General features: G+C 66.0%; 13 protein-coding genes and 1 pseudogene. 11 read left to right on the top strand and 3 right to left on the bottom strand.

Going from position 1 to position 14,044, the window contains the following annotated elements; translation table 11 throughout:
• Positions 1 to 147 precede the first annotated feature (147 nt).
• Complete coding sequence (locus JYG37_RS27105) at positions 148 to 594, top strand: hypothetical protein (protein WP_050016231.1); 447 nt, start codon at positions 148 to 150, stop codon at positions 592 to 594.
• Between the two features lie 122 nt (positions 595 to 716).
• On the opposite strand, the gene JYG37_RS27110 is transcribed toward JYG37_RS27105, so the two are convergent.
• Positions 717 to 1,682, bottom strand: a complete 966-nt coding sequence (locus JYG37_RS27110) for a PDR/VanB family oxidoreductase (protein ID WP_050016229.1) — start codon at positions 1,680 to 1,682, stop codon at positions 717 to 719.
• Entirely contained in the window at positions 1,679 to 2,758 is a 1,080-nt protein-coding gene (locus JYG37_RS27115) for an aromatic ring-hydroxylating dioxygenase subunit alpha (protein WP_213346209.1), read from the bottom strand. Before JYG37_RS27115 ends, JYG37_RS27110 begins: the two co-directional genes overlap by 4 nt.
• Positions 2,759 to 2,960: 202 nt before the next feature.
• On the opposite strand from JYG37_RS27115, the gene JYG37_RS27120 reads away from it, so the two are divergent.
• Positions 2,961 to 3,449: a MarR family winged helix-turn-helix transcriptional regulator gene (locus tag JYG37_RS27120; protein WP_050016226.1), complete on the top strand. Its 489-nt coding sequence runs from the start codon at positions 2,961 to 2,963 to the stop codon at positions 3,447 to 3,449.
• Between the two features lie 66 nt (positions 3,450 to 3,515).
• Here the strand turns inward: JYG37_RS27120 and JYG37_RS27125 are convergent, their stop codons facing one another.
• Complete coding sequence (locus JYG37_RS27125) at positions 3,516 to 4,262, bottom strand: TetR/AcrR family transcriptional regulator (protein ID WP_050016225.1); 747 nt, start codon at positions 4,260 to 4,262, stop codon at positions 3,516 to 3,518.
• A 171-nt stretch (positions 4,263 to 4,433) separates the two neighbouring features.
• On the opposite strand from JYG37_RS27125, the gene JYG37_RS27130 reads away from it, so the two are divergent.
• The 9 genes and pseudogenes from JYG37_RS27130 to JYG37_RS27170 all read left to right on the top strand — a co-directional run bounded on the left by JYG37_RS27130 (position 4,434) and on the right by JYG37_RS27170 (position 13,938).
• A complete protein-coding gene (locus tag JYG37_RS27130) occupies positions 4,434 to 5,615 on the top strand; it encodes an isovaleryl-CoA dehydrogenase (RefSeq protein ID WP_124556307.1) in 1,182 nt (393 codons plus the stop codon).
• Between the two features lie 31 nt (positions 5,616 to 5,646).
• Positions 5,647 to 7,254 (top strand): carboxyl transferase domain-containing protein, encoded by a 1,608-nt coding sequence (locus JYG37_RS27135; protein WP_050016221.1) that lies wholly within the window; start codon positions 5,647 to 5,649, stop codon positions 7,252 to 7,254.
• A gap of 19 nt (positions 7,255 to 7,273) precedes the next feature.
• Positions 7,274 to 8,059, top strand: a complete 786-nt coding sequence (locus JYG37_RS27140) for an enoyl-CoA hydratase/isomerase family protein (protein ID WP_050016219.1) — start codon at positions 7,274 to 7,276, stop codon at positions 8,057 to 8,059.
• 36 nt (positions 8,060 to 8,095) lie between these two features.
• The gene (locus JYG37_RS27145) at positions 8,096 to 10,096 is read left to right on the top strand and encodes an acetyl/propionyl/methylcrotonyl-CoA carboxylase subunit alpha (protein ID WP_089489793.1); all 2,001 of its coding nucleotides are present in this window, start codon (positions 8,096 to 8,098) and stop codon (positions 10,094 to 10,096) included.
• A 227-nt stretch (positions 10,097 to 10,323) separates the two neighbouring features.
• The gene (locus JYG37_RS27150; protein WP_213346210.1) at positions 10,324 to 10,560 is read left to right on the top strand and encodes a hypothetical protein; all 237 of its coding nucleotides are present in this window, start codon (positions 10,324 to 10,326) and stop codon (positions 10,558 to 10,560) included.
• A gap of 60 nt (positions 10,561 to 10,620) precedes the next feature.
• A pseudogene (locus JYG37_RS27155) lies at positions 10,621 to 11,051 on the top strand (STM2901 family protein).
• Positions 11,051 to 11,392 (top strand): DUF1493 family protein, encoded by a 342-nt coding sequence (locus JYG37_RS27160; RefSeq protein ID WP_213346211.1) that lies wholly within the window; start codon positions 11,051 to 11,053, stop codon positions 11,390 to 11,392. The pseudogene JYG37_RS27155 and the gene JYG37_RS27160 overlap by 1 nt, the downstream one beginning before the upstream one ends.
• A 230-nt stretch (positions 11,393 to 11,622) precedes the next feature.
• Positions 11,623 to 11,781 carry a hypothetical protein gene (locus tag JYG37_RS27165; protein WP_235356265.1) on the top strand — a complete coding sequence of 53 codons (159 nt, stop codon included), beginning with the start codon at positions 11,623 to 11,625 and terminating at the stop codon, positions 11,779 to 11,781.
• A 42-nt stretch (positions 11,782 to 11,823) separates the two neighbouring features.
• Positions 11,824 to 13,938: a phosphocholine-specific phospholipase C gene (locus JYG37_RS27170; RefSeq protein WP_050016208.1), complete on the top strand. Its 2,115-nt coding sequence runs from the start codon at positions 11,824 to 11,826 to the stop codon at positions 13,936 to 13,938.
• The last annotated feature ends 106 nt before the right edge of the window (positions 13,939 to 14,044 follow it).

Consider the following 14,044-nt stretch of genomic DNA (forward strand, 5'->3'; position numbering starts at 1 on the left):
GCCACGCACCGCGCACGACCGCGCGGGCGACGAAGTGATCGCAGCCGTGTCCCGCCATTCGAACGATTAAAGCGACGCAAGCGCATTCCGCCGGCGTTGCGCCGGGCTTCGATCATTTCAACCACCACGCTAGACGGGAGACCACCCTTGAAGAAGATTTCCGCGCCGTTCGCGGCGGCTGCCCTTGCGGCCTGCGCGCTGCTGACGGGCGTTCACCAGGCCGCGTGTGCGGCTTCGAACGCCGAACCTGCGATCGACGCGCACTACGGCGCGATGATCGAGGCTTATACGCAGGACATGGCCGCCGCGAAGGCGAAATACGACGGCAAGCGCGTCACGTTCGTCGGCGCCGTGATCCGGATGGGCAGCGACCCGGGCGGCACGTACTTCGGCGCGCTGACGGCCGACGGCGAGCAATTCGACACGCATTTCGACGTGGCCGACCAGGACGCGCTGAAGCCGAAATTCCCCGGCGGCGAGATCAAGCCGTTCGTTACGTCGGCGGCGTTCCGGTTCAGTTGCGTGAACGAAGGCTATGTCGATGCGCCGGTGCTGCCGGGGTTGAAGCTGTCGCATTGCCGGCTCGCCGATTGAGCTGACTGAGCGATGGGCGCGGGGCGGCGTGCGATGGTTGGGCGGGTTCGGATTGCAGCACCATCGATCGTCTTCGTTATCGTGGGGTCGGCCGCCGCGTGTCGGGCGGTCCGACTACCGATCTACAGATCGAGCACCAGCAGGTTGGTGCGCGATCGCGAGCAGCACGGCATGAACTGGTCGCCGGCCGCTTTTTCGTCGTCGGTCAGATACGCATCGCGATGATCGGGCTCGCCTTCGAGCACGCGGGTCAGGCAGGTGCCGCACACGCCTTGCTCGCACGACGTCAGCACGTCGACGCCGTTCGCCGCCAGCGCCGCGATCACCGTGCATTCGGCCGGCACGTCGATCACCTTGCCGCTGCTCGCGATCCTGACCTGGAATGCACGATCCGCGCCGGACGATGCGACCGCGCCGCCGAAGAACTCATAGTGCAGCCGTGCGTCGGGCCAGTCGCGCTCGCGCGCGGCGTTCAGCACCGCATCCATGAAGCCGCGCGGGCCGCATACGTACAGATGCGTGCCGTCGGGCGCGCCGGCCAGCACGGCAGCCAGATCGAAGCGTTGCGCAGGAGCGCCGTCGTCGACGTGGAAGCGGACGTGATCGCGAAACCCGGCCGCATTGATCCGCTCGACGAAGGCCATGCGATCGGCCGAACGCGCGCAGTAATGCATGTCGAACGGGATGCCGGCCGAGCACAGCCGTTCCGCCATGCTCAGGATCGGCGTGACGCCGATCCCGCCGGCGAGCAACAGATGGTGCGGCGCGTCGGGCGCGAGCGGGAATTGATTGCGCGGCAGGCCGATCCGCACGGTATCGCCTTGCCGGACTTCGTCGTGAATCGCGCGCGACCCGCCGCGGCCGTCGGCCTCGCGCAGCACCGCGATCTGATAGCGATCGCGTTGCGCCGGGTGGTTGCACAGCGAGTACTGGCGCACGAGCCCGCCCGGCAGATGCACGTCGATATGCGCGCCAGCGTCGAAGTGCGGCAACGGCGAGCCGTCGTCGCTGACGAATTCGAAGCCGCAGATGTCGCGCGCTTCCTGCCACTTGCGGGCTACGCGGACCGTCAATGTCGCGCCGCTCATGACGCTTCCCTGACCTGCGCGACTGGAATCGCGGGCCGCTGCGGGCTCGCCGCGTTTTCGGCGGCGAGCAGCCGGTCGATCACCTTGCGCGACAGCACGCCGCCGGCGTCGATGTTGAGCTTGAGCAGCGTGCGCTCGGGCCACTGCTCGAGATTGCGCTGCTGTCGCTCGAGCATCTCGAGATCTTCCGAGAAGATCTTGCCCTGGCCTTCGCGGATCTCGGCGGTCAGTGCGCGATCGTCGGGCCGGAAGTTGCGCGCCATCCCCCAGAAGTACCAGATCGACGTGTCGGTCTCCGGTGTGATGAAGTCGACCACGATCGACGACGCCTTCTTGTGCGCCGGCGCGTCGTAGCCGCCGTGGCCCGCATGCGCGACGCCCACTTCGATCATCACGTGGCTCGGCGGCGTGAAGCGGCAGATCTGCCAGCGGTCGACCGGCACGTCGTCGGCGAGCCCGTTGCCGCGCAGCGCCATCCGCCAGAACGGCGGCGGCATCACGTTCTCCATGAAGCGGCTCGTGACGACCTCGTCGCCATGGCTCACCGTCTTCGGCGGCGCTTCGTCGATTTCCTTCTGGCCGATGCTCGACGCATGCACGTAGGTCTCGTGCGTGAGGTCCATCAGGTTGTCGACCATCAGCCGGTAGTCGCAGCGGATGTGATACAGGCCGCCGCCGTGCGCCCAGGCCGGATCCTCGGCCCACGCCAGCGCGGGCAGTTTGGCGGGATCGGCTTCGGACGCGTCGCCCGGCCAGACCCACACGAAGCCGTACCGCTCGACCGCCGGGAAGCTGCGAATCGGCGGGAAACCGCCGACCCGCTGGCCCGGCATGCCGGCCGTCTTGCCGTTGCACCCCATTTCGAGCCCGTGATAGCCGCACACGAGCACGCCGTCGCGCACGAATCCCAGTGACAGCGGCGCGCCGCGATGCGGGCAGAAATCCTCGAGCGCGGCGACCCGGCCGTCCGCCGCGCGGTAGAGCACCATCGACTCGTTGCAGATCTTGCGGCCCAGCGGCTTGCCGTCGATTTCATCGGGCGTGCACGCCACGTACCAAGCGTTCTTGAGAAACATGTTCTTTGTCTCCTTCGGGGACGGTGCCGCCGGGGATGCGGCCCGATCTTCATTCCGTGTACTGAATGAGATTCAGTGTACGCATTGAGATTGGCGGAAACAAGGCGAGCGGTATACTGGTTTTCCCGGGAAATGGCGCGACGCAGCGCCATGCCGACGGCGCGCGCAACCGGCGTGTGCCGCCTATGTCATCGACTCATTCATGGAAAAAACGAATCCCGCCGACCTGCCGGCTTTCCCGATCGACCTGTACGACGAACCGGGGCACCTGATCCGGCGCGCGCACCAGATCGCGGTCGCGATGTTCTACGAGAAGCTGGGCCGGGACGTGACGCCCGTGCAGTACGCGGTGCTGCGGATGCTCTACGAGAATCCGGGGCTCGACCAGGTGACGCTCGCGCAGCGGGTGGCGCTCGACACGTCGACCACCGCGGATCTCGCGGTCCGGCTCGAAGCGAAAGGATTGATCGTCCGCGAAGTGCTGCCGCGGCGTCAGCGGCGTCTGTTGTTGACGCCGGCGGGCGTCGAGCTGCTCACCCACCTGATTCCGTCGGTGCAGGAACTGCGTGCCGGGCTGTTCGACGGGATGGGCGAAGATGATTCGCAGGAATTGATGCGGCTGTTGCGCAAGTTCGTGCATTTGAACAACGAGCAGAGTCGCGCGCCGCTGCGCGTCAGCGAGGATTCGTAGTGGCGCCGCGCCGTGAGCGACGGCGCAGAGGCTGCGGCGAGGCGGTCGCCGCGCTGCTCATCCGCGTCACGCGCGTGACGCTTCCCCTTCCAGCCGCCGCACCGCTTCCGCCACTTCATTCCTGAAGCGCACCAACGCCGCCTGCTCCGGCGCCGGCGGCTGCATCGCGGCCCACAGCATGTCGATCAACTGCGTGGCCGTCGTTTCCGTATCGAGCTTGCGGTGCCCGAGGATCGCATCCCACAGCACATGCTCCATCGGGCCGAACACCATCGAGCGCAGCAGGCTCAGCGGCAGATCCGCGCGAACCTGCCCGGCCGCCTGGCCGCGCGCGAGCACGTCCATCAGCGGCGCCGTGTAGCGGCGCTGCAGCGCGGTGAGTTCGTCGCTCAGCGCATGCTGCTTCGCGCGGCCTTCCGACAGCACCAGCGCGCACAGCCCCGTCCCGTTCACGAGCATCAGCCGCAGGTGCGTGCGCACGATGAACGCGAACTGCTGCTGCACCGATGCGTCCCGCGGCATCCCGTGTTCGAACGCGGCGATGATTTCGTCGTACCAGTCGGCGATCACTCGCGCGCACAGCTCGCGCTTGCCGCGGAAATAGCTGAACACCGTCGCCTCCGATACGCCCACGCGCTGCGCGATCTCGGCGGCCGTCGCATGCTCGTAACCCTTTTCGGCGAACACTTCACGGCCGGCGCGCAGAATGTCCTGCACGCGCTGCTGGGATTTGCGCCCGGCGGGTGCGCGCGGCGTGTCGGCGCGGTCGGCTTTGGCGGTGGCGGTCATGGTGTCGGCGGGAGCGGCTGTCATGCTCGCATCATATCTGAGTATCACTCAGAAAACTATTGACGCCGAACCCGGCGAGGCGCGAAACTGTGCAAAATTTCCGCTTTATTGGTCAATGAATACCCGTATTCATTCGATTTGAGCGAAACTCAGAAATCGGTGAGTGCGACACACTTTCTGGAAGACGGAGGAGACATGATCAACCTGCCCGGCGTGCAATTCATGCTCGGTGAAGACATCGAGATGCTGCGCGACGCCGTCGCGACGTTTGCGGCGAAGGAAATCACGCCGCGCGCGGCGGAGGTCGACCGCACCGACCAGTTCCCGATGGATCTGTGGAAGAAGTTCGGCGATCTCGGCGTGCTCGGCATGACCGTCTCCGAGGAATACGGCGGCGCGAACCTGGGCTACACCGCGCACATGGTCGCGATGGAGGAGATCTCGCGCGCATCGGCGTCGATCGGCCTATCGTACGGCGCGCACTCGAACCTGTGCGTGAACCAGATCCACCGCAACGGCACCGAAGCGCAAAAGCAGAAATACCTGCCGAAGCTCGTGTCCGGCGAACACATCGGCGCGCTCGCGATGAGCGAGCCGAACGCCGGCTCCGACGTCGTCAGCATGAAGCTGCGCGCGGACAAGCGCGGCGATCGCTACGTGCTCAACGGCACGAAGATGTGGATCACCAACGGCCCCGACTGCGACACGCTCGTCGTCTACGCGAAGACGGACGTCGAAGCGAATTCGCGCGGCATCACCGCATTCATCGTCGAGAAGGGGATGAAGGGCTTCTCGGTCGCGCAGAAGCTCGACAAGCTCGGCATGCGCGGTTCGCACACGGGCGAGCTCGTGTTCCAGGACGTCGAGGTGCCGGAAGAGAACATCCTCGGCCAGTTGAACGGCGGCGTGAAGGTGCTGATGAGCGGCCTCGACTACGAGCGCGCGGTGCTGTCGGGCGGCCCGACGGGCATCATGGCCGCGTGTCTCGACGCGGTGGTGCCGTATATCCACGATCGCAAGCAGTTCGGCCAGTCGATCGGCGAATTCCAGCTGATCCAGGGCAAGGTCGCCGACATGTACACCACGTTCCAGGCGTGCCGCGCGTATCTGTACGCAGTCGGCCGCCATCTCGACTCGGCGGGCAGCGACCACATTCGCCAGGTGCGCAAGGACTGCGCGGGCGTGATCCTCTACACGGCCGAGAAGGCGACGTGGATGGCCGGCGAGGCGATCCAGATCCTCGGCGGCAACGGCTACATCAACGAATACCCGGTCGGCCGCCTGTGGCGCGATGCGAAGCTGTACGAGATCGGCGCCGGCACGAGCGAGATCCGCCGGATGCTGATCGGCCGCGAGCTGTTCGCGGAAACGATGTAACGCCCTACGTCACGCGAACGGAGCCCCGTCGATGCCGATCATCGAATCGAAACTGAACCCGCGTTCGGAAGACTTCCGCGCGAATGCCGCCGCGCTCGAGGCGGTCGTCGCCGACCTGCGCGCGAAGATCGAACAGCTCGCGCAAGGCGGCGGCCAGGCCGCGCGCGACAAGCACCTGTCGCGCGGCAAGCTGCTGCCGCGCGATCGCATCGCGCAACTGCTCGATCCGGGCGCGCCGTTCCTCGAGTTCTCGCAACTCGCCGCGAACGGCATGTACAACGACGACGCGCCGGGCGCGGGCGTCATCACCGGCATCGGCCGCATTGCCGGCCGCGAATGCGTGATCGTGTGCAACGACGCGACGGTCAAGGGCGGCACCTACTACCCGATCACCGTGAAGAAGCACGTGCGCGCGCAGGAAATCGCCGCGGAAAACCGGCTGCCGTGCGTGTACCTCGTCGATTCGGGCGGCGCGAACCTGCCGAACCAGGACGACGTGTTTCCCGATCGCGATCACTTCGGCCGCATCTTCTTCAACCAGGCGACGATGTCGGCGGCGGGGATCGCGCAGATCGCCGTCGTGATGGGTTCGTGCACGGCCGGCGGCGCCTACGTGCCGGCGATGAGCGACGAGTCGATCATCGTGAAGGACCAGGGCACGATTTTCCTCGGTGGGCCGCCGCTCGTGAAGGCCGCGACCGGCGAGGAAGTCAGCGCCGAGGATCTCGGCGGCGGCGACGTGCATACGCGCCTGTCGGGCGTGGCCGACCATCTCGCGCAGAACGACGCGCACGCGCTGTCGATCGCGCGCAACATCGTCGGCCACCTCGCGCCGAAGATCGCGCCGCCGGTCGCGCTGCGCGAGCCGAAGCCGCCGCGCTACGACGCGAAGAGCCTGTACGGCGTGATTCCGGTCGATACGCGCAAGCCGTTCGACGTGCGCGAGGTGATCGCGCGCATCGTCGACGATTCCGAATTCGACGAATTCAAGGCGCGCTTCGGCACGACGCTCGTCACCGGCTTCGCGCACATCTGGGGCCATCCGGTGGGGATCGTCGCGAACAACGGCATCCTGTTTTCCGAATCGGCCGTGAAGGGCGCGCATTTCATCGAGCTGTGCTGCCAGCGCAAGATCCCGCTCGTGTTCCTGCAGAACATCACGGGCTTCATGGTCGGCCGCAAGTACGAGAACGAAGGCATCGCACGGCATGGCGCGAAGATGGTGACGGCCGTGTCGAACGCGAAGGTGCCGAAGTTCACGGTGATCATCGGCGGCTCGTTCGGCGCCGGCAACTACGGAATGTGCGGCCGCGCGTTCGGCCCGCGTTTCCTGTGGATGTGGCCGAATGCCCGGATCTCGGTGATGGGCGGCGAACAGGCCGCGTCGGTGCTCGCGACCGTGCGCCGCGACGGCATCGAAGCGAAGGGTGGTTCGTGGTCGCCCGAGGAAGAAGATGCGTTCAAGCAGCCGATTCGCGACCAGTACGAGCGCCAGGGCCATCCGTATTACGCGAGCGCCCGGCTGTGGGACGACGGCGTGATCGACCCCGCACAGACGCGCGACGTGCTCGGGCTCGGCCTCGCCGCGTCGATGAACGCGCCGATCGACGACACGCGCTTCGGCGTGTTCCGCATGTAACGCCCGGGAGGACCGACCGATGCGATACGAAACGATCAAGGTCAGCGAAGCCGGCCGCGTGGCGACCGTCACGCTCGCGCGTCCCGACGTGCGCAATGCGTTCAACGAGACGACGATCGCCGAGCTGACCACCGCGTTCGAATGGCTCGATGCGCACGAAGGCGTGCGCGCGATCGTGCTCGCCGCGGAAGGCGCCGCGTTCTGCGCGGGCGCGGACCTGAACTGGATGAAGAAGATGGCCGGTTACTCGGACGACGAGAACCGCGCCGATGCGCGCAAGCTCGCGCGGATGCTCGAAGCGATTCATCGCTGCGGCAAGCCGGTGATCGCGCGCGTGCATGGCGACGCGTATGCGGGCGGCGTGGGCCTCGTCGCGGCGGCCGACATCGCGATCGCCGCGGACGGCGCGAAGTTCTGCCTGTCGGAAGCGCGGCTCGGGCTGATTCCCGCGACGATCGCGCCGTACGTCATCCGTGCGATGGGCGAGCGCGCGGCGCGCCGCTACTTCACGACGGCCGAAGTGTTCGACAGCGTGCGCGCCGCATCGCTCGGCTTCATTCACGACGCGGTGCCGGCCGACGCGCTCGACGAAACGGTCGCGAAGCTGGCTGCGACGCTCGTCGCGAACGGCCCCGACGCCGTGAAGGCGTGCAAGCGGCTCGTCGCCGACGTGGCCGGGCGCGCGCTCGACGCGACGCTGATCGAGCAGACCGCCGACTGGATCGCGAAGACCCGCGCCGGCGCGGAAGCGCGCGAAGGGATCGCGTCCTTCCTCGAAAAGCGCACGCCGTCGTGGCGTGAATGATTGCGTGACCTCAACCTTCCGGACGACATCGAAGCCATGTTCGACAAGATTCTGATCGCCAACCGCGGCGAAATCGCGTGCCGCGTCGCTGCGACGTGCAAACGTCTCGGGATCGCGAGCGTCGCCGTCTATTCCGACGCGGATGCGAACGCGAAACACGTGGCCGCGTGCGACGAGGCCGTGCATATCGGCGGCTCGGCCGCGGCAGACAGCTACCTGCGCATCGAGCGCATCATCGACGCCGCGCGCGCGACCGGTGCGCAGGCGATTCACCCCGGCTACGGCTTTCTGTCGGAGAACGAAGATTTCGCGCACGCGTGCGAAGAGGCCGGCATCGTGTTCATCGGGCCGCCGGTCGACGCGATCGCGGCGATGGGCTCGAAGGCTGCCGCGAAGGCGCTGATGCACGCGGCCGCCGTGCCGCTCGTGCCCGGCTATCACGGCGACGACCAGGACGCGGCCAACCTGCATGGCGAAGCCGATCGGATCGGCTACCCGGTGCTGCTGAAGGCGAGCGCAGGCGGCGGCGGCAAGGGGATGCGCGTGGTCGAACGCTCCGACGATTTCCCGGCGGCGCTCGCGTCGTGCCAGCGCGAAGCCGCGAGCAGCTTCGGCAACGACCGCGTGCTGATCGAGAAATACCTGATGCGCCCGCGCCACGTCGAAGTGCAGGTGTTCGGCGACACGCACGGCAATACCGTCTACCTGTTCGATCGCGACTGCTCGGTGCAGCGTCGTCACCAGAAGGTGCTCGAGGAAGCGCCGGCACCGGGTTTGCATGCGGACGTGCGCCAGGCGATGGGCGAGGCGGCCGTCGCGGCCGCGCGCGCGGTGGGCTACGTCGGTGCGGGCACCGTCGAGTTCATCATGACGGGCGAAGCGTTCTACTTCATGGAGATGAACACGCGCCTGCAGGTCGAGCATCCGGTGACCGAGATGGTCACGGGGCTCGATCTCGTCGAATGGCAATTGCGCGTCGCGTCGGGCGAACCGCTACCGCTGAAGCAGGAGGAACTGCGCGTGCACGGTCATGCGCTCGAGGCGCGCCTGTACGCGGAGAACCCCGCGCGCGGCTTCCTGCCGTCGACGGGTACGCTGAAGCATCTGCGGCTGCCGGCAGGCGTCGAATTCGACATCGGGGCGGCGGTGCGCGTCGACAGCGGCGTGCGCGAAGGCGATGCGATCACACCGTTCTACGATCCGATGATCGCGAAGCTGATCGTGCACGGCGCGGATCGCGCGGAAGCGCTGAGCCTGATGCAGCGTGCGCTGCGCGCGTGCGAAGTGGTCGGCCTGCACACCAACGCCGCGTTCCTGCAGCGGATCGTTGCGTGCGAGCCGTTCGCGATCCCCGATCTCGACACGGGTCTGATCGAGCGCAACCACGAGGCGCTGTTCGCGCCGCAACAGCCGCCGCGTGCGACGCTCGCACTCGCATGTGCCGCGCTGCTCGCACGCGAGCGTGGCGCCGCCGCGCAGGAAGGTGCGTCGCCGTGGTGTTCGCTGCCGGACTGGCGGCTGAACGGCGGCTATCGCCGCACGCTCGAATGGCACGCGACCGAGCGCGAAGCGGACGTGACGGTCACGTACGAGGACGACGGCGCCGGCACGCGCATCGCGATCGGCGACGCGGCGGCGCAACCGTTCGCATGGACGCGCGGCGCCACGCCGCTCGATTTCGACGTGACGCTGGGCGGCGTGCGCAGCAGCGGCCGCGTGTATGCGGACGGCGACACGTTCCACGTGTTCACGCAGGGCGCGGCCGAGACGTTCGAATGGCGCAACCTGCTTGCGCATGCGGGCGACGCGGAGCAGGGCGGCGGCCGCCTGACCGCGCCGATGCCCGGCAAGGTGATCGCGGTGCTGGTCGAGCCGGGCCAGAAGGTCGAAGCCGGTACGCCGCTGATCGTGATGGAAGCGATGAAGATGGAGCATACGATCGGCGCGCCGAGCGCGGGTGTCGTCGCGGAAGTGCTGTACGGCGTCGGCGATCAGGTCGCGGACGGTGCGCAGTTGCTGATGATGGCGGAAGGCTGAGCGTTGCATACACGTGAGGGCCGTTGCCGGCTCTCACGCACGGGCCGTCGTGCCCCGCATTATCCGGGCGTCCCCGACGCGATCCGGCTGCGAATACCTGATGTGCCTTTCATCAGGACGACATCGCATTCTTGTGCAGTGATCGTCGCTCTCGTCGCGCATAGAAAAAAACAAATAATTTGCGTGTCGCATCTTCAAGATTTTTGAATAATCCCGGATTCTCGCCGGTGACCGGCGCGCTCGACCCGCGCTACTTTGCCCCGGCCGGTTTGCTTGCCCATTGCAACAGTTGTTCAAAGATCGAAACCGGGCTGTCCAACTTCTTCGCCAAAACGCGCTGCCTGCTTCCTCTTGTGAAGAAAGGCCGCACGCGATCGCGACTGCTTTCCGGAGTGCCCGGAAAGTTCGGCTCGATTGGAGAAACGGCTGCGCGTTTCCGCCCGTGCGCGACATGGTTGCGTTAGCGTAATCGCCGGGATGTGCGGGCCAGTGTCCTGCGCAATGTAGCCGAGAGAAAGACTGAGATGGCGAACAAATATAAATACGGAATTCATATCGACCTTACCCGCCAGAACTTTTCTGCCTGATTGTCATCGACGTGGCCTGTGATGAATTGGGTATCGATGATGCTGTCGGGATCGCAATGATTTTGTTAGGTCAGAGGTTCGTGCCGACCCGAGGGAAATTCGGCGGAGCGGTTAAGGGGACTTCGATCGCATCCAGGGTATCGAGAAAAGTGTTGCCCTATGAAATCAAGTACAAAATTCTGCCGACGGTAACGTCATTCAGGAGCCTCCTGCTGCTCAAGATCAAATTTACCCGGGAGCTCGGCGCCTTTGTCGGTCGGGCCGTGCCGGTGGTCGGCTGGATCATTACCGCTATCGATATATCAGTCATCATGTATCGCTCGACAGTCACGTACAATGGCTTGGTCAAGCAGGAGGATCGCTTTTAATGGACGGTCGTCTGATGGAGATGGTGCGGGATGAGGCCGATTCGCCACTATGGGGCGAACTCGAGATTACCGAGGACACGGATCTCTGCATCGATCTTGAAATTTCCGACAGGGCCATGTTGAGATTGATGCGGAGATTTTCGGAAACGTTTGGTGTCGATATTTCCGGTTTCGACATTGATTATTATTATTATCCTGCGCGGAAACTGGGAATGAGTCGATTCTTGATGGCGGTATTCAGGTCGCCATTTGGCGCCGACGCCAGGGACAAAATACTGGAGCGTCCACTCACCATCAAAATGATGGAGGCGGCGATTGAAACCGGACGGTGGACGATGTAACGGTTCGAAAAAGGGCCAGCGCGATGGCGCACCTGTCATTTCTGCATCAACGCGGTGATCTGCATGCGCGTCGGCCCCTGTCGCGCGACACCGTCGTGTCACAAGTCGAACATAGCATCTCGGCGTCGATATGACCGGCGCGGCTTCGCGTCCGCGTCACGTCATCATCCTCACGGAGAACCGTTATGCGAACGTCGGCCCTACGGCCTTTCGCGGTCGTCGGCCTGGTCATGCTGACCGCCGTCCTCGGCGCCTGCAACGACGACCTGACCGCACCCGCCGCGCCCGTCGCGCAGCAGAAGGCCGCGTGCGGCGGCGCCGTGGTCGCCACCGCGCAGATGCGCTGCCCGCCGGGTTTCACCGCGCCTGCTTCGTCGCCCGCTTCCTGATACCGGCCGTTTCCACCAGAAATCCCATCAAGAGCAACCAGCATGGCCATCCATTCGCGACGCGATTTTCTGAAGTTCTCGGCCGGCCTCGCCGGCGCGACCGCCGCCACCGCACTGCTGCCGGAATCGATCCGCAAGGCGCTGGCGATCGAGCCGAACACCGTGACAGGCACGATCCAGGATGTGCAGCACATCGTCGTGTTCATGCAGGAGAACCGCTCGTTCGACCACTACCTCGGACATCTGAGCGGCGTGCGCGGCTACAACGACCGCTTCCCGGTCACGCTGCCGAACGGCAAGCCGGTGTGGTTCCAGCCGCGCCAGGAAGACAAGTCGAGCGTGATCGCACCGTTTCGCTACGATACGACCAATCCGGGCGTCAACGCGCAATGTATCGGCGGCCTGCCGCATACGTGGGCGACGACGCACGGCGCGATCGACAACGGTCGCGCGGACCAGTGGGCCGTGCAGAAGTCGAACATGACGATGGGCTATCACGTTCGCGACGACATCCCGTTCCACTACGCGCTCGCGGATGCGTTCACGGTGTGCGACAACTACTTCTGCTCGATCCCGGGCAACACGCACCCGAACCGCATGTACCTGATGACGGGCATGGTCGATCCGCTCGGCACGGGCGGCGGCCCGCTGCTCGACAACACCGACTACATCGACAACCCGTTCGACAAGGTCCAGCTACCGCCCTTCAACTGGACGACCTACCCGGAGCGGCTCGAAAAAGCCGGCATCTCGTGGCAGATCTATCAGCAGGGCACCGGGTTCGACAATTTCACCGGCAACTACGGCACGAACATGCTGGCGTGCTTCGACAACTTCGTGAACGCGCCGGCCGGTTCGTCGTTGCAGACGCGCGGGATGAGCACGCGTCCGATCACGCAGCTGAAGGCCGACGTGCAGGCGAACGCGCTGCCGCAGGTGTCGTGGCTGCTGCCGCCGGCTGCGTATTCCGAGCATCCGAAGTTCACGCCGCTGTACGGCGCGTACTACCTGTCGACGATCCTCGATGCGCTGACGTCCAATCCGGACGTGTGGAGCAAGACCGTCCTGCTGATCATGTACGACGAGAACGACGGCTTCTTCGACCATGTCGTGCCGCCGTCGGCGCCGACGCTGCCGGGCTCGGGCATGAGCACCGTGGACGTATCGCTCGAGCGGCACAACGTCGTGACTGCGACGCAAGCCGGCACCTATACGGCCGACAACCTGCCGTACGGCCTCGGCCCGCGCGTGCCGATGTTCGTCGTGTCGCCGTGGTCGAAGGGCGGCTTCGTGTGCTCGCAGGTGTTCGATCACACGTCGGTGCTGCAATTCATCGAGAAGCGCTTCGGCGTGATGGAGACCAACATCTCGCCGTGGCGTCGCGCGATCTGCGGCGACCTGACTTCGGCGCTCGACTTCTCGAAGTCGGATGCGACGCTGCCGACCCTGCCGAGCACGCAGGCGTATGTCGCGCAGGCCGACCTGCAATGCTCGCGCGCGTCGTCGCAGACCGCGCCGGCCAGCACCGCGCAGCAGGTCGTGACCGCGCAGGAACCCGGCACGCGGCCGGCGCGCGCGCTGCCGTACGAATTGCATGTCACCGGCCAGCTCCAGGCGCAGGGCTATGCGCTGACGTTCGCGAATACCGGCACGCAAGGCGCGCACTTCTGGGTCTATACGGGCGACCCCACCGCGATGCCGCGCCGCTATACGGTTGAAGCGGGCAAGCAGTTGACCGATACGTGGGCGCTCGATGCGAACGGCAACTACCTGGCGAGCGTGTGGGGGCCGAACGGCTATTTCCGGCGCTTCGCGGGTTCGGCCGCCGCGGATGGCGCTGCCAAGCCTGAAATCACGCCGTGCTACGACACCGCGAACGGCGATGTCTACGTGACGATCGCCAATGCCGGCACCGGCCCGCTCACGGTCACGGCAACCGATGTCGCATACGGCGGCGCGGCGCGCACGCTGACGGTCCCGGCCGGGCAGCGCGTCGAAGCGCACTGGGACCTGTCGTGCAGCAGCCACTGGTACGACCTGCAGTTCACCGTGGCGGGCAATGCCGGCTGGACGCGCCGCATCGCGGGTCACGTCGAAACCGGCAAGCCGAGCATCACCGATCCGGCGGCCGTGGCGCCGACGATCGCGGCGATCTGACGACGGCAACCGAAGCGACGACGGGCCGGCCGGTGGCATCCGCCCGGCGCGTCGCGTTGACCGATCGATGGCGGTGCGACGAAGTCGCACGCTGCCCGCTCGAATG

Source organism: Burkholderia sp. LAS2, from assembly GCF_018417615.1.
GTDB classification, from domain to species: Bacteria; Pseudomonadota; Gammaproteobacteria; order Burkholderiales; family Burkholderiaceae; genus Burkholderia; species Burkholderia sola.